Annotated in this window: 17 protein-coding genes; 6 read left to right on the top strand and 11 right to left on the bottom strand. The window is 59.1% G+C overall.

Going from position 1 to position 21,092, the window contains the following annotated elements:
* Positions 1 to 1,512 carry an anion permease gene (locus tag B8P98_RS14770; RefSeq protein WP_080897423.1) on the bottom strand — a complete coding sequence of 504 codons (1,512 nt, stop codon included), beginning with the start codon at positions 1,510 to 1,512 and terminating at the stop codon, positions 1 to 3.
* Between the two features lie 641 nt (positions 1,513 to 2,153).
* On the opposite strand from B8P98_RS14770, the gene B8P98_RS14760 reads away from it, so the two are divergent.
* Together B8P98_RS14760 and B8P98_RS14755 are read left to right on the top strand one after the other, a co-directional pair.
* On the top strand, positions 2,154 to 4,931 hold the full coding sequence (locus B8P98_RS14760) for a flavocytochrome c (RefSeq protein WP_095033162.1): 2,778 nt from the start codon (positions 2,154 to 2,156) through the stop codon (positions 4,929 to 4,931).
* A gap of 67 nt (positions 4,932 to 4,998) precedes the next feature.
* Positions 4,999 to 5,949 carry an FAD:protein FMN transferase gene (locus B8P98_RS14755; protein ID WP_080897420.1) on the top strand — a complete coding sequence of 317 codons (951 nt, stop codon included), beginning with the start codon at positions 4,999 to 5,001 and terminating at the stop codon, positions 5,947 to 5,949.
* On the opposite strand, the gene dcuR is transcribed toward B8P98_RS14755, so the two are convergent.
* Together dcuR and B8P98_RS14745 are read right to left on the bottom strand one after the other, a co-directional pair.
* On the bottom strand, positions 5,930 to 6,649 hold the full coding sequence (dcuR, locus tag B8P98_RS14750) for a two-component system response regulator DcuR (RefSeq protein WP_004176303.1): 720 nt from the start codon (positions 6,647 to 6,649) through the stop codon (positions 5,930 to 5,932). The two genes, B8P98_RS14755 and dcuR, sit on opposite strands and share 20 nt — an antisense overlap.
* Positions 6,646 to 8,262, bottom strand: a complete 1,617-nt coding sequence (locus B8P98_RS14745; protein WP_080924571.1) for a sensor histidine kinase — start codon at positions 8,260 to 8,262, stop codon at positions 6,646 to 6,648. The genes dcuR and B8P98_RS14745 overlap by 4 nt, the downstream gene beginning before the upstream one ends.
* Before the next feature lie 372 nt (positions 8,263 to 8,634).
* On the opposite strand from B8P98_RS14745, the gene B8P98_RS14740 reads away from it, so the two are divergent.
* From B8P98_RS14740 to B8P98_RS14725, 4 genes are all read left to right on the top strand, one after another.
* The gene (locus tag B8P98_RS14740; RefSeq protein ID WP_095033161.1) at positions 8,635 to 9,555 is read left to right on the top strand and encodes an N-acetylmuramic acid 6-phosphate etherase; all 921 of its coding nucleotides are present in this window, start codon (positions 8,635 to 8,637) and stop codon (positions 9,553 to 9,555) included.
* A 307-nt stretch (positions 9,556 to 9,862) separates the two neighbouring features.
* Entirely contained in the window at positions 9,863 to 11,473 is a 1,611-nt protein-coding gene (gene mqo / locus B8P98_RS14735) for a malate dehydrogenase (quinone) (protein WP_243812716.1), read from the top strand.
* A gap of 264 nt (positions 11,474 to 11,737) precedes the next feature.
* Positions 11,738 to 12,931 (top strand): multidrug effflux MFS transporter, encoded by a 1,194-nt coding sequence (locus tag B8P98_RS14730; RefSeq protein WP_025712895.1) that lies wholly within the window; start codon positions 11,738 to 11,740, stop codon positions 12,929 to 12,931.
* 87 nt (positions 12,932 to 13,018) lie between these two features.
* On the top strand, positions 13,019 to 13,945 hold the full coding sequence (locus B8P98_RS14725; RefSeq protein WP_025712894.1) for a LysR family transcriptional regulator: 927 nt from the start codon (positions 13,019 to 13,021) through the stop codon (positions 13,943 to 13,945).
* Here the strand turns inward: B8P98_RS14725 and mdcH are convergent.
* The 8 genes from mdcH to mdcA form a co-directional block, all read right to left on the bottom strand.
* Entirely contained in the window at positions 13,935 to 14,837 is a 903-nt protein-coding gene (mdcH, locus tag B8P98_RS14720; protein WP_025712893.1) for a malonate decarboxylase subunit epsilon, read from the bottom strand. The genes B8P98_RS14725 and mdcH overlap by 11 nt on opposite strands.
* Positions 14,837 to 15,454 (bottom strand): malonate decarboxylase holo-ACP synthase, encoded by a 618-nt coding sequence (locus tag B8P98_RS14715; RefSeq protein WP_080897415.1) that lies wholly within the window; start codon positions 15,452 to 15,454, stop codon positions 14,837 to 14,839. The genes mdcH and B8P98_RS14715 overlap by 1 nt, the downstream gene beginning before the upstream one ends.
* Before the next feature lie 3 nt (positions 15,455 to 15,457).
* Positions 15,458 to 16,417, bottom strand: coding sequence for an AEC family transporter (locus tag B8P98_RS14710; protein ID WP_095033160.1), 960 nt, complete (start codon positions 16,415 to 16,417; stop codon positions 15,458 to 15,460).
* 136 nt (positions 16,418 to 16,553) lie between these two features.
* Positions 16,554 to 17,354, bottom strand: a complete 801-nt coding sequence (mdcE, locus tag B8P98_RS14705; protein WP_012968318.1) for a biotin-independent malonate decarboxylase subunit gamma — start codon at positions 17,352 to 17,354, stop codon at positions 16,554 to 16,556.
* Positions 17,354 to 18,187, bottom strand: a complete 834-nt coding sequence (locus tag B8P98_RS14700) for a biotin-independent malonate decarboxylase subunit beta (protein ID WP_025712283.1) — start codon at positions 18,185 to 18,187, stop codon at positions 17,354 to 17,356. The genes mdcE and B8P98_RS14700 overlap by 1 nt, the downstream gene beginning before the upstream one ends.
* Positions 18,180 to 18,479 carry a malonate decarboxylase acyl carrier protein gene (mdcC, locus tag B8P98_RS14695; protein ID WP_012541865.1) on the bottom strand — a complete coding sequence of 100 codons (300 nt, stop codon included), beginning with the start codon at positions 18,477 to 18,479 and terminating at the stop codon, positions 18,180 to 18,182. Before mdcC ends, B8P98_RS14700 begins: the two co-directional genes overlap by 8 nt.
* A gap of 17 nt (positions 18,480 to 18,496) precedes the next feature.
* Positions 18,497 to 19,339, bottom strand: coding sequence for a triphosphoribosyl-dephospho-CoA synthase (locus B8P98_RS14690; protein WP_025712282.1), 843 nt, complete (start codon positions 19,337 to 19,339; stop codon positions 18,497 to 18,499).
* A complete protein-coding gene (gene mdcA / locus B8P98_RS14685; protein WP_025712281.1) occupies positions 19,339 to 20,994 on the bottom strand; it encodes a malonate decarboxylase subunit alpha in 1,656 nt (551 codons plus the stop codon). The genes B8P98_RS14690 and mdcA overlap by 1 nt, the downstream gene beginning before the upstream one ends.
* Between the last annotated feature and the right edge of the window lie 98 nt (positions 20,995 to 21,092).

The following is a 21,092-nucleotide window of genomic DNA, read 5'->3' as shown; positions in this document are numbered from 1 at the left end:
TCAGAACATCATGGACATCCACGGATAGCCAATCAGCAGCAGGGCGGCCAGGAAGATGGCGCCAAAGATGGTGCCGAGGCGCCAGTAATCTTTGGTCGGCAGGTAGCCGCTGCCGTAGTAGATGGGGCTTGGGCCAGTACCGTACGGGGTGATGATCCCCATCACGCCCAGCGAGGTGACCATCAGCAGGACGAACACTTCCATATTCATCCCCGGGATTGTCGAGGCAATGGTCAGCATGGCCGGCAGCAGCGCGGTGGTGTGCGCGGTGGTGCTGGCAAACAGATAGTGCAGCAGGTAGAACGCCAGCAGCAGAACGATGGTCGCCATGCCCGGAGAGATGCCGCTCATCAGCGCGCCGCCCTCTTTACCCAGCCAGGCGATAAAGCCGGTGGAGGAGAGGCCGTCGGCCAGCGCCACCAGGGTGGCGAACCAGACAAAGGTGTTCCATGCCGCTTTGTTGTTGGTGATGTCGCTCCAGGAGAGCACGCCGGTCCACAGCATCAGTACGATAACCAGCAGGGCGGCCAGCGCCGGCTCAATCCAGTCGGCGGCGAAGATCCACATCATCAGCGCGAAGCAGACGAACACCAGCAGCAGGATTTCATTGCGCGACAGTTTGCCCAGTTTTTCCAGTTCACGTGCGGCCCACAGCGGCACTTCGTTATTGACTTTCACCTCCGGCGGGTAGAACCAGTAGGCCAGCAGCGGCATGGCGAGGATCAGCAGCACGCCGAGCGGCAGGAAGGCGATAAACCAGGTGCCCCAGGAGATATTGATGCCGACAATGCTTTTTACCAGCGCCAGCGCCAGCAGGTTCGGCGCCAGTGCCGACAGGAACATCGAGCTGGTGATACAGGCGGCGGTGATCGCTACCCACATCAGATAGGAACCGATTTTACGTGCGCTCGGGTCGTTTGGCTTTGAACCGTACAGCGGCGGCAGGTTAGCGATAATCGGGTAGATAGTCCCCCCGCTGCGTGCGGTGTTAGACGGCGTAAACGGCGCCAGCAGCAGATCCGCGAAGGTGATGGCGTAGCCGAGCGTCAGACTGCGACGGCCAAGATATTTCACCAGAATCAGCGCCAGGCGGCGGCCGAACTGCGTTTTATCGTAGCCGGCGGCGAACATGAACGCACCGAAGATAAGCCACACGGTGGAGTTGCCGAAGCCGCTCACCGCCCACTTAAAGGAGGCGCCGGCCATTTTGAAGCCTGGCGCGGCCATCTGATCCGGGCTGAACAGCAGCCACTGGCTGCACAGCGCGATGACCACTACGCCGGTGATGCCGATAACGGCGCCGGGCAGCGGTTCAAAAATCAACCCAACGATCACCCCGACGAAGATAGCGAAGTAGTGCCAGGCGTACGGCGGCAGGCCGTCCGGGACCGGAACGAACAATAACAGTACGGCAACGATAATTGGCAGCGCCATCATCAGGAGACGTTTTTTAGTCGCAGTCGTTGGCTTGACTGCACCGGCAGGCGGTATGGTTGTCTTTTTCTCTTTCATAATGAGTATCTGCAAGTTGTTGAAAATAACGTTTACGCCAGTGACATACTCGGTGGTTTCTTTAATTACAAAAGTTACTTTAGTTTTTATTTTGCGTTTCTGAGTATCGTCAGGGCGGTTATTTAACGCGTTTTATGAGGCGTTAAATTAAATTTGTTGGTTATTTATATATTGCGCTTTCAATGGCTGTTGCAATTGATCAAGATCAAGAAAAGCAGGTGATTTCACTATTTTTTTTATTATCAGTATAACCCTATATGATGAGGTGTTAATTTGGCTAAAATATCAATGAATGTTAAATTTTAAATGAACGATTAATGCTTTGGTTATTACATTTATCTGTATCTTTATGATTTGTAATGAGTAATTATCCTGCACGCACAGTTGATTATGTTAATGAACGTATCCAAAATGTTATCACACATTTGTATTATGTAAATGTAATTTATTATTTTAATAATACAATAGAGGTAGCGATGTTATTACTGGGGTTAAATAGTTTTATAACTAACGTAATTAGTTTAGTAACTAAAAAACACGCTATATTATTGGCATGACAACAGGAATTAAAAACCACAACCAATAATGATTCCGTCACCCCATTCTGAGCTTTTAATATTTTAAAATCTGGAGCGTAACTTATGACCAGTAACGAACGTATTTTACAGCCATTTACTTTACCAAATGGTACCGAGCTGAAAAACCGTTTGCTCATGGCGCCAATGACCACCTGCACCGGTTATTTCGATGGCACCGTCACCAGCGAGCTGGTGGAGTACTACCGCGCACGCGCTGGCAGCATCGGTACCATTATTGTCGAGTGCTGCTTTATTGATGACTATGGCCTGGCCTTCCCGGGCGCGATCGGCATTGATAATGATGAAAAAATTGCCGGCCTCGCCAAAATTGCCGAGGCGATCAAAGCGCAAGGTTCAAAAGCGATTCTGCAGATCTACCACGGCGGCCGTATGGTCGACCCGCAGCTGATCGGTGGCCGCCAGCCGGTGGCGCCGAGCGCCATCGCCGCTCCGCGTGAGGGCGCCGCTATGCCGCGAGCGCTCAGTGGTGAAGAAGTGGAAGGGATGATCGCCAAGTTTGGCGACGGCGTCCGTCGCGCGATCCTCGCCGGTTTTGACGGCGTCGAAATTCACGGCGCCAACACCTACCTCATCCAGCAGTTCTATTCGCCGAACTCTAACCAGCGTGACGACCAGTGGGGCGGTAGCCGCGACAACCGCGCCCGTTTCCCGCTGGCGGTACTGGATATTACCCACAAAATGGCCCGCCAGTACGCCGACGATGCCTTTATCATCGGCTACCGCTTCTCGCCGGAGGAGATGGAGGTCCCGGGGATCCGCTTCGACGACACCATGTACCTGCTGGAAAAACTGGCCGCCCGCGGCGTCGATTATCTCCACTTCTCGGTGGGCGCAACCCTGCGTCCGTCTATCGTCGATACCCGCGATCCGACGCCGCTGATTGAAAAATACTGCGCCATGCGCTCTGAAACCCTCGCCCAGGTGCCGGTGATGGGGGTCGGCGGGGTCGTCAACGCCGCTGATGCCGAGCAGGGCCTCGATCACGGCTATGACCTGATTGCGGTAGGCCGCGCCTGTATCGCCTATCCGGACTGGGCGTCACGTATCGCCGCCGGCGAAGAGCTGGAACTGTTTATCGACAGCACCCAGCGTGAAGCGCTGCACATTCCTGAACCGCTGTGGCGCTTCTCGCTGGTGGAAGCGATGATCCGCGACATGAGCATGGGCGACGCCAAATTTAAGCCGGGGATGTTTGTCGAGACTGTCCATGACGATGCCAATGAGCTGGTAATCAACGTCAGCCTCGAAAATGACCATATTGCCGATATCGAACTGGCGGCGAGTCCGGTGCAGACCGTGGAATTAACCACCAGCTTCGAAGAGATCCGCGAACGTATCCTCACCGCCAATACCCCGCATGTGGATGCGATTTCCGGCGCCACCAGCCAGACCGAGGCGGTGAAAAAAGCGGTCGCCAAAGCGATGCTGAAATCGAGCAAAGCGCTGGCGGCGGAAGAGGGCGGCAATGACGCCGCGCCGAAAAGTTATGACGTGGTAGTGGTGGGCAGCGGCGGCGCCGGTCTGGCGGCAGCCATTCAGGCTCACGACGAAGGCGCCAGCGTACTGATCGTCGAAAAAATGCCGACCATCGGGGGCAACACCATTAAGGCTTCCGCCGGGATGAACGCGGCGGAAACCCGCTTCCAGCGCGTAAAAGGGATTCAGGACAGCAAAGAGCTGTTCTATCAGGAAACCCTGAAAGGCGGCCACAACAAAAACAACCCGCAGCTGCTGCGCCGTTTCGTCGAGAATGCGCCGGAAGCCATTGAGTGGCTGGCGCGTCGCGGCATTATGCTCAACGATATCACTACCACCGGTGGGATGAGCATCGACCGTACCCACCGCCCACGTGACGGGTCGGCGGTCGGCGGCTATCTGATCAGCGGCCTGGTGCGCAACATCACCAAACGCGGCATCGACGTCCTGCTGGATACCTCGGTGGAAGAGATCCTGATGAGCGGTAACGAAGTTAGCGGCGTGCGGCTGGTCAACGACGAGAAAGAAGTCATTGAAGTACAGACCAAAAGCATCGTAGTGGCCACCGGCGGCTTCAGCGCTAACAGCGCCATGGTAGTGAAATATCGTCCGGACCTCGAAGGCTTCGTCACCACCAACCACAAAGGGGCTACCGGGAGCGGTATCGCGCTGCTGGAGCGCATCGGCGCCGGCACCGTGGATATGGGGGAAATTCAAATTCACCCGACCGTCGAGCAGCAGACCTCGTACCTGATTTCCGAGTCGATTCGCGGCGGTGGGGCAATCCTCGTCAACCAGCAGGGCAACCGTTTCTTTAACGAGATGGAGACCCGCGATAAAGTCTCCGCGGCGATCATTGCCCTGCCGGAACATTACGCGTACATCGTCTTTGACGAGCATGTGCGGGCGAAAAACAAAGCCGCTGATGAGTACATCGCCAAAGGCTTCGTCACCAGCGCCAGCTCACCACGCGAACTGGCGGAGAAACTGGGGATGGATTACCATGCCTTCCTCGCCACGCTGGAATGCTACAACGGCGCGGTGGAAAAACAGCATGATGAACAGTTTGGCCGCACCACCGCGCTGCGTGCGCCGATCAACGAAGGCCCGTTCCACGCTATTCGCATCGCCCCCGGGGTGCACCACACCATGGGTGGCGTGACCATTAACACCGATGGCGAAGTGTTGAACGTAGCCCGGCAGCCGATCCGCGGCGCCTACGCTGCCGGTGAGGTGGTGGGCGGGATCCACGGTGGTAACCGCATCGGCGGTAACGCGGTCGCGGATATCATCATCTTTGGTACCCTCGCGGGACACCAGGCGGCGAAACGTGCGAGAGGATAATCTGTAACCTTGCTTTATCCGGGCTGGCGCTTTCGCCGCCCGGTTTGTCCCTTCTAAGGAGAGCCCGATGTCCGATAACCGCGTCTATAGCTACTCCGCTGTCCTGATGGGATCCCCCATCCTGCTCAAACTCTGTTCCCACGATGAGGCGCTGGCCTCCCGTGTTTTTCAGCTCATCAAACGCTACGAAGACCTGCTAACCGTTAACCGCGCCGAGTCGCAGGTGATGGATATTAACCACGCCGCCGGGCGCCATCCGGTCACCGTCAGCCGGCCGGTGTTTCAGCTGATCCAGTGCGCGAAAGCCGCCAGTATGGTGCGCGACAGCGCCTTTAACCTCGCTATCGGCCCGCTGGTGAAGCTGTGGCGAATTGGCTTTCAGGGGCACAGCGTGCCTGACGCGGCTGATATCCGAGCCCGACTGACACTGACCCGCCCGCAGGAGGTGATCCTCGATGAGGCAACCTGCAGCGTGTTTCTCCAGCAGCCGGGGATGGAGCTGGATCTGGGGGCGATCGCCAAAGGCTATATCGCTGACCGGGTGCGTGACGATCTGCGTCAGCAGCAGGTCGAGAAGGCGCTGATCAACCTCGGCGGCAATGTGCATACCCTCGGAGAATGGACTATCGGCCTGAAAAAACCGTTTGCCGATGCGCAGGCGCTGATCGGTTCCCTGACGGTCAACGGGCAATCGGTGGTCACCTCGGGAACCTACGAACGCTATTTCGAGCAGGACGGTAAACGCTGGCACCATATTCTCGACCCGCGCAGCGGTTATCCGCTGGATAACGAGCTCGACAGCGTGACGGTGATTTCCGCGGATTCCTTAGACGGCGATATCTGGACCACGCTGCTGTTCGGCCTCGGCGTGGAGAAGGGCTGCGCAGCGCTGCGTCAGCGGCAGGATATCGACGCGATTTTCGTCACCAAAAATCGCGACATTATTCTCTCATCGCCGCAGCGGCTGCGTTTTGCGCCGCTGGACAGCGGCTACCGCATTACTGACTGTACTGCTTAAGCAAACTGTACTGTTCGGCCACCAGGCGGTAGCGATAGACCGGCCGCCCGGTAGCGCCGTAGTGGATAGTGGTGTAGAGAATATTGATCTGCGCCAGCCAAATCAGATATTTGCGGCACGAGACGCGGGAGATATTGACCGCCGCCGCCAGCTCATCGGTAGAGAATTCGACGTCCGGATGGGCGTCAATCCACTGGCAGAGCGTGCGCAGCGTTTGCGCGGTTAATCCCTTGGGCAGTTTGCGTGCGTCGCTGGCCTCCGGCGCGCCGCCGTGCAGCAGGCGGTCAACGTCGGCCTGTTCGTAATAGGGCTGGCCGGTTATCAGCTTGCGCTTCTCCCGCCAGGTGGTGAGCGCCTCTTCAAAACGCGGAAACTGGAAGGGTTTGATCAGGTAATCGACCACCCCGTAATGCATGGCGGTCTGCACCGTGGCGGCATCCGCCGCTGAGGTGATCATGATGACATCGATAGCGCGCCCCGACTCGCGGATGGTCGGCAGCAGATCGAGCCCGCTGTCCTGCTGCATGTAGACATCCAGCAGCACCAGATCGATCTCCTGCTGCGGATCGTTAATCATCTCCTGGGCCTGACTGAGCGTCGAAGCGCTCCCGCTGCAACGAAAGCCGGGAACCCTTGCCACATACAGGCGATTGAGTTCGGCCACCATCGCATCATCGTCAACAATCAACACATTTATCACGCACGTTTCCTTTTACTATCCCAGGGGAGATGAACAAAAAATTGGGTAAATACGCCGGGTTCCGATTCGACGGCGAGGGTGCCGCCCAGCTCGCGCAGCTGCTGGTTGGCGAGAAACAGCCCGACGCCGCGATTCTCGCCTTTGGTGGAGAAGCCTTTGGTAAAGATAGCGTCGATGTTATTCTCCGGGATCCCCGGCCCGTCGTCGCTCACTTCACCGCTTAGCCAGCCGTCCTGATAGTGCAACAGCAGGCCGATCTCACCCTCCGCCTGGCCGCTCATGGCATCCAGCGCGTTCTCGATAAGGTTACCCAGCACCGTCACCAGCACGGTGACCTGCTTCTCATTCGGGCAATCCGGTACCAGGCTCTCTTCCGCCAGCGTCAGAGTAAAGCCGCACTCGGTGGCGCGCTGAATTTTACCGATCAGAAAGCCGGCCACCACCGGGGATTTAATGCGGTGCTGAATATCACCGATATCCGCCTGGTAGCGGTGGGCGGTCTGCAGCACATACTCCTCGAGTTTGCCATAGCTTTTCATATTCAGCAGGCCGAGGATCACGTGCAGTTTATTCATAAATTCATGGGAGGTGGTGCGCAGGGCATCCACATAGCTCATCATGCCGTCCAGCCGTTGCAGTAACTGGCTGACCTCGGTCTTGTCGCGGAAGGTACAAATGGCGCCGACCACCGCCTCCTGGCTGCGGATGGGCACTGTATTGCTAATCAGCAGCAGGCCATTGCATCCCAGCTCGCGGTCATACATTGGCTCGCCACTCTGCAAGACAGTTTGCAGGTCGGCGAGCAGGGGGCTTGAGGCGAGGGTCTTATCCGGGCCGGAAAAAAGGATCTCCTGCGCCGCGGGATTGATGAGATTTACCTCGCCATGGGCATCGACGGCCACCACCCCCTCCTTCAGGGCGTGAAGCATGGCCTGACGCTGCTGAAACTGGGTGGAGATTTCGTGCGGCTCCAGCCCCAGCAGGACGCGCTTGAGGCCGCGCACGAGGCTCCAGGTGCCCAGCGCGCAGACCAGGGCGCTGAACAGGATGGTCAGCAGGACATCCCAGCGGCTGTTGGCGATCTGTTGATCCACCTTACTCAGCGAAATGCCGACCACCACCACGCCAATCTGCCGATGCTGGTCGTTGAACACCGGGGTAAACACCCGCAGCGCCAGGGCCAGCACGCCGTGGTTGATAGCAACGTTCTCTTTGCCCTGCAGCGTCGGCAGAATATCCTGGCCGATGAACGGCTTCCCGATGATCGAGCTATCCGGATGCGAATAGCGAATGCCTTGCATATCGGTGACGATCGCATACAGCAGGTCGTTGCGCCGGGTAATGGTCTGGGCCAGCGGCTGGATGATCTGCTGCTGCGGGGGCGCCTCCAGCCCGCGCTTCACCTGCGGCATATCGGCCATGGTGCGCGCCACCGCCAGCGCGGTCTCTTTCAGGCCATCGCGCGTGGCATTGCTGATTTGCATATACCACAGGGCATACACCAGCAGCAGTACGGCGCCGATAACGCTGCCGATCATCAACGAGACGGCCGTGCTCAGTTTTAAGGATAAGGCGCGTTGACGAACGGGTGGCTGGTGAGCAGATGCCTTCATGACGATCCCGGATAGATTCAGTGAAGGCATATTATCGCTGATAGGGCGGTTTTCATAAAGCCGTGAAAGCAAAGTCGATCGAGGCGGTTCAGCCAATGCGTAAACCGTTTTATAACCTCTGCCAGCGATCCTTCTGGCTGACCATGTCGGCGGGCGGGGAAGATGAGGTCTAAGACACTATTGTTCAGATAACCGGCAATCGCCCGCGAACGGGTGCTCGGGACGATAAACTGTGACCCCGGCGGCGGTAAAGCGCAGAAGATTCACCTTATAGTGGCGACAAAGGTTAAATAGGCCTGATGAATATAAGGACATACATCAGGCCGCTGATCCCGCCGCGATGCGCTTTTTCTGTTGTAAATGGAGGTTTTTATGAGCAGTTCGCTAACCGCTTCAATGCAGGCACGCCGTCACCCCGATACCACCCACATTGATCGTCTCGCCACGGCCGACATGCTGGCGATACTGCACCAGGATGATAAGCAGATATCGGAGGCGGTCGGCGCCTGCCTGCCGGATATTGCCCGGTTAATTGATATCGCCACCGCAACGATGAGCCGGGGAGGGCGTCTGATCGTTATCGGCGCGGGCGCCTCGGGCCGTACCGCCGTCCAGGCGGTCAGCGACTATTCGCCGGAAGGCAAACACGCGCTGGTAGGGCTTATTGCCGGTGGCCCGACAGCGGCGATGGCTGAGATGGAAAACGCGGCGAATAATTACGACCTTGGCGCTTTTGAGCTGCAGTCGCTGGACTTTACCAGCAACGACATGCTGCTGGCGCTCACTGTTAGCGGCAAAACGCCGTGGGTGTGGGGGGCGATGCGCCACGCCTGGTCTTTGGGGGCGCCCATTGCGGTCATCACGCAGCAGGCGGCCAGCGAGGCGGCGCAACTGGCGGATATCATCATTGCTCCGCAAACCGGACCCGAAGCGGTGGCGGGCTTAACCAATCCGAAGGCCCAGCAGGCCCAGCGGCAGATTATCAACATGGTGTCGACCGGTCTTGCTATCCGTGATGGTCGGGTGTTCAGCAACCTGCGGGTGGATCTGCAGGCTGACGGTCCGCACTGGGCAGAGCGGCAGATAGCGATTGTGATGGCCGCCACCGACTGCACCCGCAGTGAAGCCAAAGCGGCGCTGGCCAGTTGCCATCACCACTGCCGCACCGCGATCCTGATGCTGCTCAGCGGGCTGGATGCCTGGCACGCGCGTGAATTGCTGACGAAACACCACGATCATCTGCGTCTCGCTCTGCGCGAAGCCCAGCGCAGCGCTGTCACTCCCGCCCAGTAATCCCTCCTCTGCCAGGCGCGCGCGATGAGCATGCGCCTGGACTTTAGTAATTAAAGAAATGCTTATCTTTTATTTTATCCAGCAATAGCGCTGAATTTTCAGCGCTATTTTTTTTGTGGCGTGGTTTTATTTTAAAATTCACTTTTTTAAGTTAAATAATTGTTTGATTAAAAATGCGAGAGTGTAAATGATATTTTAAAATAAAGTAAAAGTGCGTTAATATGCTGCCTCTTATTACCGTGTGCTACGTGATAATTCTATTATGCCTGCAATGAAAAAAACGATGATTTCCTTTACCGCCTTAGCCATGTTCGTCAGCGCGGCGACGCATGCTGAAGCGGATACCTCTAAAAAAACTGACTTCCTGCTGATTGGCGGCGGGATCATGAGCGCCTCGCTCGGCACCTGGCTGCAGGCGCTGCAGCCGGACTGGGACCTGACCATGGTGGAGAAACTGGACGGCGTAGCCCTGGAATCTTCCAATGGCTGGAATAACGCCGGTACCGGTCATTCGGCTAATATGGAGCTGAACTATACGCCGCAGCGGGCCGATGGTTCGATTGACGTCAGCAAAGCGCTGGATATTAACGAACAGTTTATGATTTCCCGTCAGTTCTGGTCGGCCCAGGTGAAGCGCGGTATTTTGCACGATCCGCACTCCTTTATTAATTCCACGCCGCATATGAGTTTTGTGTGGGGTGATAATGTCGACTATCTGCAGAAACGTTATAACGCGCTGCAGCAGACCACCTTATTCCAGGGAATGAAATTCTCCACCGATCATGCGCAAATTAAACAGTGGGCGCCGCTGGTGATGGAAGGGCGCGATCCGCAGCAGAAAGTGGCCGCTACCTGGACGCCGGTGGGCACCGATGTTAACTACGGCGAAATCACCCGCCAGCTGATCGGCAGCCTGAAGAAAAACAGCCATTTCAGCCTGCAAACCTCCTCTGAGGTAACGGATTTCAAACGCAATGCCGATAACTCCTGGCACGTGACGATTAAGAACGTGCAGAGCGGGGAAGCGCAGACTATTGACGCCAAATACGTCTTTATCGGCGCCGGCGGCGGCGCACTGAAGCTGCTGCAAAAAACCGGTATTCCGGAAGCGGATAACTATGCCGGCTTCCCGGTGGGCGGCTCGTTCCTGATGACCGAGAACCCGGCGGTCACCGCGCAACATCTCGAGAAGGTATATGGCCAGGCTTCGGTCGGCGCACCGCCGATGTCGGTGCCGCACCTTGACGCCCGTTATCTCGACGGTAAGCGCGTGGTGCTGTTCGGGCCATTCGCCACTTTCTCGACCAAGTTCCTGAAAAATGGCTCGTTCTTTGATATGTTGAGCACCACCACCACCGATAACGTGCTGCCGATGACCCACGTCGGTCTCGACAATTTCGATCTGGTGAAATATCTCGTCAGCCAGGTGATGCTCAGCGATGACGACCGCTTTGCGGCGCTGAAAGAGTACTACCCGGACGCGCGTAAAGAAGACTGGAAACTGATCCAGGCCGGCCAGCGCGTACAGATCATCAAGAAAGACGCGGAGAAGGGCGGTGTACTGAAGCTCGGTACCGAAGTGGTGGTCGATCAGCAGAAAACCATTTCCGCGCTGCTCGGCGCATCGCCGGGGGCTTCCACTGCCGCGCCGATCACCCTGAACGTGCTCAAACAGATGTTCCCGACGCAGTTTAACTCGCCGGAATGGCAGAGCCGCATCCATGAGATCGTGCCGAGCTACGGCCAGAAGCTGAACGGCAACGTGGCGCTGACCCAGCAGGTATGGGATGACACCGCCGCGGCGCTGCAGCTGACGAAGCCGCCGGTGATCCAGATGCCAGCGGCGGCGCCCACCGCGACCGCCAAACCGGCTGAGCCGCAGCGCGAGGCCTCGCCGCAGCACGATATGGCGCTGTAACGCCACATTCGTGCGGTGAACATCAGGGGAAGACTACGGTCTTCCCCTGATGATTAAAAACAGTGCCTGATGACGTTTCGCTTATCAGACCTGATGGATGGCCTCACAGCCTGATGATTTTGCATGTTGTGTCTCCGATGTATCGAACCCATTTATGAATTTTATTCATAGCCTTGTTTTGCCTGGCGGGGATTGTCCGTGTCCCTGAAACGGCTACCATTGCGGGCCGTTTTTCCGCCTTTCTCTCCTTAACGGATAGCCTAAATGACGTCATCGCATCAGCGCGCCACCAGTGGGGCGCTTTTTATTTTGATTCTGAGCGGCCTGATGGCCTTCACTTCACTCTCCACCGACATTTACCTGCCGGCCATGCCAGTGATGGCCGCGCAGTTGCAGGGCGACGCGGAGCTGACCATCACTGGCTTTCTGATTGGCTTTGCGCTGGCGCAACTGGTATGGGGACCGATAAGCGATCGACTCGGGCGTCGCATACCGCTGTTTATCGGCATGGTGCTGTTTATTATCGGTTCCGCGGGCTGTGCACTATCGACCACTATCGATCAGATTGTTTTCTGGCGCGTATTTCAGGCCCTGGGCGCCTGTACCGGGCCGATGCTGGCGCGGGCGATGGTCCGCGATCTCTTTGCCCGTACCCGCGCGGCGCAGATGCTTTCGACGCTGACTATCGTGATGGCGATTGCGCCGATTGCCGGTCCGCTCATTGGCGGGCAGCTGATTAAATTCACCAGCTGGCACGCCATTTTTTGGTTGCTGGTGGCGATTGGCGGGCTGATGCTGGTTGCGCTGTGCTGGCTACCGGAAACCCTGCCGCCGGCGCGTCGGCAGCCAGGGTCGCCGCTGGGCGCTTTTCGCAACTACGCCGCGCTGGTGAGAAACCGCACGTTCATGCGCTATACCCTCAGTCTGACCTGTTTTTACGTGGCCGCTTACGCGTTTATTACCGGTTCGCCGGATGTCTATATTCGCTATTTTGGCGTCGCCCCGCAGCATTACGGCTGGCTGTTTGCGGTCAATATTGTCGGCGTCATGCTGATGAGCGTGGCGAACCGCCGGCTGGTTCAGCGGCATGCGCTGGGCACCTTGCTGAAAGCGGCGCTGGCGGTATCGGCAATCGCCGTTAGCGTACTGGCTACCGGCGTGCGTTTACAGGTCGGCGGCCTGCCGCTGATCGTGGTGAGCATTTTCCTCTATTTCTCAATGAATGGGGTGATTGCCGCCACCTCCACCGCCGCAGCACTGGATGAGGCCGGGGAATATGCCGGTTCTGCTTCGGCGCTAATTGGCTCGCTGCAGTACGGCAGCGGTATTGTCTCCTCGCTGCTGCTGGCATGGCTGCACGACGGTACACCCTGGACCATGGCATGGATTATGGCGGCATTTACTCTCGCCAGCCTGTTCCTGGCATGGACTCATCGCCATAGCGGCGGCAGACAATAGGGGTCGCCATCAACACAGTTTTAGTGGTTATTGTTATACTGGCCTGAATTTGTATAAGAAAACGCTAACCAGGAGTGTGGAAGGGCCATGCAAGACGATATTAACCAGGAGATCACCTTCCGCAAGCTGTCGGTCTTTATGATGTTTATGGCGAAGGGCAATATCGCCAGAACCGCCGAAGCGATGAAGCTCAGCAGCGTCAGCGTCCACCGCGCGCTGCATACGCTTGAAGAGGGCGTCGGCTGCCCACTGTTCGTCCACAAAGGGCGCAATCTGCTGCCGCTGCAGGCGGCATGGACGCTACTGGAATACTGTCAGGATGTGATGAGCCTGATGAGCCGCGGCCTTGAGGCGACGCGCAAGGTCGCTGGCGTCGGTCAGGGAAGACTACGTATCGGTACGCTCTACTCCCTGACGCTGGAAACCGTCCCGCGCATTATCATGGGAATGAAGCTGCGCCGCCCGGAGCTGGAGCTGGATCTGACCATGGGTTCCAACCAGATGCTGCTCGATATGCTGGAAGATGATGCGCTGGACGCTATCTTAATCGCCACCAACGAAGGGGAGTTCAGCCAGACTGCTTTCGACGTGGTGCCGTTGTTTGAAGATGATATCTTTCTCGCCGCGCCGGCGACGGAGCGGCTGGATGCCACTCAGCTCGCCGACCTGCGCGATTTCGCCGACCGGAAATTTGTCTCGCTGGCGGAAGGGTTTGCCACCTATGCCGGGTTTCGGGAAGCGTTCCATATTGCCGGTTTTGAGCCAGAAATTGTCACCCGGGTAAATGATATTTTTTCGATGATCAGCCTGGTGCAGGCGGGCGTCGGTTTTGCGCTACTGCCGGGGCGGATGAAGAAAGTCTATGAGAAGGATGTCCAGCTGTTGAAGCTGGCGGAGCCCTACCAGATGCGCCAGCTGATCTCGATTGTTTATTCGCACCACCGTGAACGCGACGCCGATCTGCTGGCGCTGGCCGCGGAAGGGCGGATGTACGCCCGCAGCCTTAGTCGCTAAGCCGCTGCGCCAGATGGCGGGCGATGTCCACACCGCTGCGTTCCAGCGAAAGCGTTTCTCCGCGCCAGCCCGCCTGGCGGGTCAGGCAGGTGAGCACGCCGCCGGGGGGCATCTCAATGGCCAGGCGCGCGTCGCGCTCATCGGCGGCAATCATCGCTTCCTGCCAGTGGACCGGGCGCGCCATATTCATCGCCAGGTCGTCGGCGATCCGCTGCGGGTCCCACAGCACGCGCGCGGTTGAGCCGCTTAAATAAGCGCATTGCGGACGCGTTAAGGTGATGCCGGCAAAGGCGTTTGCCAGTTCAGCGGCGGGTTTATCCAGCAGCGCGCAGTGCGACGGAACGCTCACCGCCAGCCGCCGGGCCTTACTGGCCCCCGCCTGCAGCGCCCGCTGCGCCACCTCGGCCATGGCCTCATCACGACCGGCGATCACGAACTGCGTTTCGGCGTTCAGGTTGGCGAGATAAACCTCATGGCCCTGGATCAGGGCTTCCACCCGAGAACGGGTCAGACCCATGATCGCCGTCAAACCGTAACCCTCGGGATAGGCTTGCTCCATTAAGTCGCCGCGCAGGGCCACCAGTCGTAGCGCGCGGGTGAAATCGAGCGCGCCGGCAATGACTGCGGCGGGAAACGCGCCGATCGACAGGCCGCTGACCATCTGCGGATTGACGCCCTGGCGCTGTAATTCTCGCGCCCAGGCGACACCGGCGATCAGCAGACAAAGCTGGACTGCACGGGTGTGTTGTAGCGCATCGGCGCTATCGAGAGTATCGACTTCCTCCCCCAGCACATTGCGCGCCTGGGTGAGGATCGCCTCACGATCGGGGATCGCCGCCAGCATGCCAGGATGCTGGCCGCCCTGGCCGGGAAAGGTAAATAAAATCTTCATCATTCCTCCCTGTGCCACGGCGTCGCGGTTAAGCGCGCGCCGCGGGATGTTTTCAACAGCGCGCGGCCATCGCGCAGCCATTCATTAAGGGCAAAGGCGCCGTACGGCGTTTCGACCTGGGTATCGGCGCGGCACGGGAGTTGGGCCACACGGGCCTGCCACTCGCGCAGCGCCTCGCGATCCAGCGGCTGCGGCGCGCGGATCAGCAGATCCAGATCGCTTGCCGCATGGAGTACCGGGATCTCAGTGGCCAGCGCGTAGCCGGTACTGCCGGTGACGCCCCAGCGCCAGGGCCAGGGGTGTAAGGTAAGGGCGATAGCCGCCTGAACCGGCGGCTGTGAAACAAAAGGGGAGCCCAGCAGACGCTCGCGCTCCACCAGCATTTCCGGCGTCACGCAGCGCACGATATTGTGCGCCTGGACCCAGCCGGCGGCACGCTGCTCGCGCTTCATGCCCCGCACCCCCACCGGGATGCGGGCCTGGTCGTCAACGTCGCGCCTCACCACCACCGGCAGCGCAGCTCGCCACTGCTGAGCCACCCACGGCTCGGCAATAGCTTCCAGGGCGCTGGCGTGGTTTAACCAGATTAAGTCGTGGGGACGCGGCGTTGCTGACATGGTTTACAGTCCTGAAGTCAAAGAGATAAACAGCGGTAGCGACAGGATACACAGAACCGAGCTTAACAGCAGCACGGCTTCAGCATCCGGGGACTGTACGCCAAAGCGGTTGCCGAAGACCACGCCGAAGAAACCGGCGGCCAGGGCAATCATCAGGATCGCGGTAATGGCGATGGAGCCGTGCAGACCCAGCAGCATCACCAGACCCCAGGCAATAAACGGCTGCACCAGCAGTTTGACGATGGTGGAAGTGGCGATCAGCGCATTGAGCTGCAGTTTACGCGCCGACAGGATCACCCCGGTGAGGAACAGCGCGGCGGCGGTGGCGGCCAGGCCCAGCGGTTTGATGGAAGCCAGCAGCAGATCCGGCATTTTAATGCCGATAGCGGAAAGCACCACCCCGAGCAGCGGACCCCAGACGATCGGCTTTTTCACCGAACGCCACATCAGCACCGGCAGCATCGCCAGCGTGGAACCGGTGTTTTCACCTGCGGCGCGGGCTTTTTCACGTTCCAGAATCAGCAGGCAGAACGGGGTCATCAGCACCGAGCCGCAAGCGATAGAAACCGCCACCGACAGCGAGGTTGACGCGCCTTCACCCAGCACGCTGCCGAGGATCGGCAGACCCAGCGCGGCATAGTTCGGCAGGGCGACGGTGAGGGTCAGCACCGCGGCATCCTGCGGGGTGCGTTTGAACACGCTGGTGGCGAGGAAGTAGATGGCGGCATAAGTTATCCACATCGCGCCGGTCAGCACCAGCACCAGCGGCGACTGGGCGACAATACCGGCCCATGGGGTTTGTACCGTGGCGCTGAACAGCGTGGCGGGTAAGGCAAAATCCATTACAAAGATATTGAGCAGGGAGACATTTTTATTATCTACCATCCCGGCCTTACCGGCCCAGAAGCCCAGCAGCATAATGACGAAAATCGGGGCAAGAGCATGAATAATCACATAAGTCATAAATCACCTGTAAATAAAATAGAGTACTGGCGCGATTGTTATTTTTTCTAAAAGCCGTCCCTTCCCGGAGCGTGTATTCCGCGCTCCGGGGGACCGCTTCCGGCAGGTTTTCTTCTACTACTTACGTACGAACGTCTTACCAGCTGGCGCGCATGCGATCGCGAACCAGTTGTGAGCTGCGGCGGTTTTCCGCGCCCAGGCGGCACTTCAGTGAGGTATCTTTGCGCGCGTCAGCGATGGCGTCGCGCAGGGTACGGCTGACCAGCGACAGATCGCCTTCGTCTGGCGCATCCGGATTATTAATATCCAGAAGGGCGGAGAGCAGGCCGAGCGTCGCATAGTTGCTGACGTCGTAGGCCATCGGCGGGATTGTCGCCGCCAGTTTCTCCAGCGCCTCCACGGTACGCAGCGTAATGCGCGCTGCCGATTCTTTCCCCATCGCGTGGACCAGCACACCGCTATCGTTAAAGGCGATCAGGCGGTTGGCCTGATAGCCGTGGGCCAGAAACGCCCCGGACATCGCTTTTCCGACAATCAGGCCAATCACCGGGTGGCCGGCAAGACGGGCTTTGGCGTAGGCGCCTGCCGCCCCGGCTAGCGCCTGGTGGATGCCGAAAGCTTCTTCGCGGCGGCCATAGGCCTGGCTTGGGACATCAATTACCGCGACGATCGGCCGTTTGACAGGCTGGTCAGCGTCAGCGGCGATGGTTTCATTGACCACTTTCGCCAGCGTCCAGCCTTCCAGCAAGCCGACTTCGCCGCCGGCGGCGCGCGGGTAGTGGTTGTTGGCGTCTGGCACCACGGCGATAAAGCGGACGCTTTCGCCATCAATCTGGCCATCTGCGACCTGCACCGAAGGGCACAGACCACTCATCAGCGGCGCGTCGGGCGCCAGTTTATTCAGCCACAGCGCGGCGCGGTTTGGGAACTGACTCATTATTTATCCTCCCGGGCAAAAAGCTGTTTAATCTGCGCGGTATCCGCCTGCTGGCGGGTATCGAACTGGCTCAAGCGACGCAGATAATCGTCATAGTTGTCGCTACGGTGCTGTACCGGTACGCCTTTGGCGATCGCCTCGTTCATTGCGGTTTTAACGGCGTTAACGCCATCGTTAACCAGCGCGTCGATCAGGCCGCTGGCGGCGCGAATTTCACCCCCGGTCATGCTCCAGATAAACGGCCGGTTGCGGGAGTCGTACTCTTCAATGCCGGCTTCCTGCTCGATAACCTGCGGGCCGTTGAGGCCAAGACGGGCTTCACGAGTGACGATAAGGTAGCTGCACAGCGCCGCGGCGATGGACATGCCGCCGAAGCAGCCGACGGTACCGGTAATAATGCCGACGACCGGGGTGTAGCGGCGCAGGTCGACAATCGCGGCATGAATATCGGCGATGGCGGCCAGACCAAGGTTGGCCTCCTGCAGACGTACGCCGCCGGTTTCGAGGCACAGCACCGCCTGGGTCGGGATACCGTTGCGGTTATCTTCCGCCGCCAGCTCCAGCGCGGCGGCCATTTTGGCGCCGGAGACTTCGCCCATACTGCCGCCCTGGAAGGTGCCTTCGATGGCAATCACCACCGCAGGTTGGCCGTTGATCGTGCCTTTGGCGACCACCATACCGTCGTCGGACTGTGGGACGATGCCCTGCGCGCCGAGCCACGGCGACATAATGCCTTCAAACGGATCCAGCAGTTCGCGGTAGCTGCCGTCGTCCAGCAGGGCGTGGGCGCGTTCGCGAGCGCGCAGTTCGATAAAGCTGCGATCGTTACGCATGAGCGGCCTCCTCAAAGACTTGTTCAATACGAATACGGGCGACGCCCGGCGTGGCGCCGAAGTCGTGGATAATCAACTGCCCGGCGGGCAGACCGTTGATCAGGTTCAGCCTGTCGAACAGCGCCTGCCAGCGCGCCTGGCTGTTATCCACGGAGGTGGTGATCTGTACGTTGAGCGTGGCGCTCTGTGCGGCGGTATAAAGCACTTCCATATCGCCTGAACCTACGACCCCTGCCAATGCTTTGCCGCTGAGGGCGCGGTTGGCAGGAAATGACAATGTAATCTGTTCCATAACATCCTCTGAATGCGTTAGCCGGCAACCCGGTCGAGAAACAGGGTGGCGGCAAGGAGATCGGCCGCGCCACCCGGCGAGGCGTTGTGCGCCAGCATCTGCGCATCAAGGCGCGCCAGCGCGGCGCGACCGGCGACGCTGGCGCAACCGCCAGCCGCCAGAACCTCGCGGGCGCCTTGCTGCATAGCGTGCAGGCCATTCATGCCGGCGCGCGACAGCACGCAGGTATCGCTCAGCGAGGTCATGATGGCCATCAGCGCATCAAGGCGCGCCTGCGGCTCGCTGGCGCCTCGCGCCCGGCTTTGCTGCAGTTGCGGCAGCGCCAGGGTGGTAACATGCGGAAATCCGCGCTGCGCTTCCTCGCGTGCGCCCGGCACCTGCCAGCGGCGGCTGGCGCGCAGACCCTTACTAAAGCTTTTCGGCGCGAAACCGTCCGGCAGGCGGGCAAGGGCGGCTGCGGCGGCGGCGATCGCCTGTGATTGACCCTCTCCACCCAACATCGCCACCGCGCTGACCAGCAGGCCCAGCGCCCAAATGGCGCCGCGGTGGGTGTTAACTCCACCTGTCGCCATCATCATCTGCGCTTCACCTTCGCGACCGAGGCGGCCGACGGTTTCGCGCAGGGCGATATCCGCCGGACGCTGCCAGCTTTGCTGCGCCAGCGCGTGAAAGGTCGGCTGCAGGCTGCGGGCGGAGCGTTCCATCAGGTCCAGATTGAGATCCTGATGCGCGCCGTTGCCGCGACTATCGACCAGGCCCGGTTTCGGACTCAGACGGGCTTCGTCAATCAGACACGCGCTGGCGGTATGCGCCAGCCAGCTGACGCGGCTTTCTGCGTGCAGGGGGGAGAGATTTTTCATTACCAGCTCCGGAATTTTGCCGGTGGGTTGTACAGTCCGTCGGACCACTCCACCAGGTCGGCGACGCTGCCGGCCGCCAGTAGCGAGCGGGTGGCATCGCTACGGCGAATGCCGATATCTTCCGGGTACACCACTTTGCCACTCTGGCGCAGCGCGGCGACGCGTTTGGCGTCCACCCCAAGACCGATATCAGTGATCCCGGCCACCGCGGCGACCATTGCCCGGCGCTCTTCAAGGCTTTCCGCGCGGTACAGGTAGGCGATACCTTCTTCGGTCAGCACATGGGTCACGTCGTCGCCGTAAATCATCACCGGCGCCAGCGGCATGCCGGAAGTTTTGGCGACGTCGACGGCGTCGAGCGTTTCAACGAAGGTCGGTTTCACCCCGGCCTGGAAGGTTTCCACCATCTGCACCACCAGTTTTTTCCCGCGCTGCATCGGGTCTGGCTCGGTGATCATATTGAGCCAGGCCGGGGTGGCGTGGCGACGACCGTGCGGGTCGTGGCCCATGTTCGGCGCGCCGCCGAAGCCGGAAAGCCGGCCGCGGGTGACGGTGGAGGAGTTGGCCAGACCATCAACCTGCAGGGTCGAACCGATAAACATATCTACCGCATACTGACCCGCCAGCTGGCAGAAGGCGCGGTTGGAGCGCATCGAACCGTCCGGGCCGGTAAAGAAAATGTCCGGACGGGCGCGGATGTACTCTTCCATCCCCAGTTCGCCGCCGAAGCAGTGCACGCTCTCCACCCAGCCGCTCTCAATCGCCGGGATTAAGGTCGGATGCGGGTTCAGCGTCCAGTGTTTACAGATTTTGCCTTTCAGGCCGAGCTGTTCGCCGTAGGTGGGCAGCAGCAGTTCGATGGCGGCGGTGTTGAAGCCGATCCCGTGGTTGAGCGACTGCACCTGATGTTCCGCGTAGATGCCTTTGATCGCCATCATCGCCATCAGAATGTGTTCTTGCTTAATCAGACGTGGGTCGCGAGTGAACAGCGGCTCAATAAAGAACGGTTTGTCGGCGACCACCACGTAATCGATCCACGAGCCGGGAATATCGACGCGCGGCAGATCGCATTCGTCGTCCACCAGTTCGTTAACCTGCGCGATAACAATCCCGTCATGGAACGCGGCGGCTTCCACCAGCGCCGGGGTATCTTCGGTACTTGGCCCGGTATACAGATTACCTTTACGGTCGGCTTTATAGCCGGCGATCAGCGCCACATTCGGCGACAGGTCAACGTACAGGCGGGAATAGAGTTCGATATAAGTGTGAATGGCGCCGATTTCGAGCAGGCCATCTTCCAGCAGCTGCGAAATGCGCAGGCTCTGCGTGCCGGAGAAGGAGAAGTCCAGCTTACGGGCAATGCCCTTTTCAAACAGGTCCAGGTGCTCGCTGCGCCCGACGCTGGGCATAATCATATGCAGGTCGTGGATTTTTTGCGGATTGACTTCCGCCAGCATGCGGGAGAGGAAATCAGCCTGTTTCTGGTTGTTACCTTCCAGTACTACCCGGTCGCCGGGAGCGATCAGATTTTCCAGTACGCTGACCAGTTGGTCAGTGGGGATGACCTTGCCGGCGATCTTCGCTTCGGCCAGTCGCCGCTGTTTTTCCGTCCGGCGACGGTTCCAGACCCGCCCCGTCGTTTGTTCGGCATTCATTATTAACCTCCTGATTCGACAAATCGTTTGTTTGTCCTGGTGGTAGTTAGTGTGCGTCGCGTGGCGCTGGGCATCAATTAAGCGTAGTGGGAGATCGT

Origin of the sequence: Klebsiella quasivariicola, assembly GCF_002269255.1 — a bacterium.
In the GTDB taxonomy this organism is placed as follows: domain Bacteria; phylum Pseudomonadota; class Gammaproteobacteria; order Enterobacterales; family Enterobacteriaceae; genus Klebsiella; species Klebsiella quasivariicola.
The sequence above is the reverse complement of the archived record's forward strand: the minus strand, read 5'-3'. Positions and strand labels throughout refer to the sequence as shown.

Bases quoted from the DNA above. Each gene is read 5' to 3' on its own strand.
- mdcA (WP_025712281.1), bottom strand. From the start codon at position 20,994: ATGAATGCCGAACAAACGACGGGGCGGGTCTGGAACCGTCGCCGGACG.
- B8P98_RS14715 (WP_080897415.1), bottom strand. From the start codon at position 15,454: ATGTCAGCAACGCCGCGTCCCCACGACTTAATCTGGTTAAACCACGCC.
- B8P98_RS14740 (WP_095033161.1), top strand. From the start codon at position 8,635: ATGAGCAGTTCGCTAACCGCTTCAATGCAGGCACGCCGTCACCCCGAT.
- mqo (WP_243812716.1), top strand. From the start codon at position 9,863: ATGTTCGTCAGCGCGGCGACGCATGCTGAAGCGGATACCTCTAAAAAA.
- B8P98_RS14755 (WP_080897420.1), top strand. From the start codon at position 4,999: ATGTCCGATAACCGCGTCTATAGCTACTCCGCTGTCCTGATGGGATCC.
- B8P98_RS14710 (WP_095033160.1), bottom strand. From the start codon at position 16,417: ATGACTTATGTGATTATTCATGCTCTTGCCCCGATTTTCGTCATTATG.
- mdcE (WP_012968318.1), bottom strand. From the start codon at position 17,354: ATGAGTCAGTTCCCAAACCGCGCCGCGCTGTGGCTGAATAAACTGGCG.
- mdcH (WP_025712893.1), bottom strand. From the start codon at position 14,837: ATGAAGATTTTATTTACCTTTCCCGGCCAGGGCGGCCAGCATCCTGGC.
- B8P98_RS14725 (WP_025712894.1), top strand. From the start codon at position 13,019: ATGCAAGACGATATTAACCAGGAGATCACCTTCCGCAAGCTGTCGGTC.
- B8P98_RS14760 (WP_095033162.1), top strand. From the start codon at position 2,154: ATGACCAGTAACGAACGTATTTTACAGCCATTTACTTTACCAAATGGT.
- mdcC (WP_012541865.1), bottom strand. From the start codon at position 18,479: ATGGAACAGATTACATTGTCATTTCCTGCCAACCGCGCCCTCAGCGGC.
- B8P98_RS14730 (WP_025712895.1), top strand. From the start codon at position 11,738: ATGACGTCATCGCATCAGCGCGCCACCAGTGGGGCGCTTTTTATTTTG.
- B8P98_RS14745 (WP_080924571.1), bottom strand. From the start codon at position 8,262: ATGAAGGCATCTGCTCACCAGCCACCCGTTCGTCAACGCGCCTTATCC.
- B8P98_RS14690 (WP_025712282.1), bottom strand. From the start codon at position 19,339: ATGAAAAATCTCTCCCCCCTGCACGCAGAAAGCCGCGTCAGCTGGCTG.
- B8P98_RS14770 (WP_080897423.1), bottom strand. From the start codon at position 1,512: ATGAAAGAGAAAAAGACAACCATACCGCCTGCCGGTGCAGTCAAGCCA.
- B8P98_RS14700 (WP_025712283.1), bottom strand. From the start codon at position 18,187: ATGCGTAACGATCGCAGCTTTATCGAACTGCGCGCTCGCGAACGCGCC.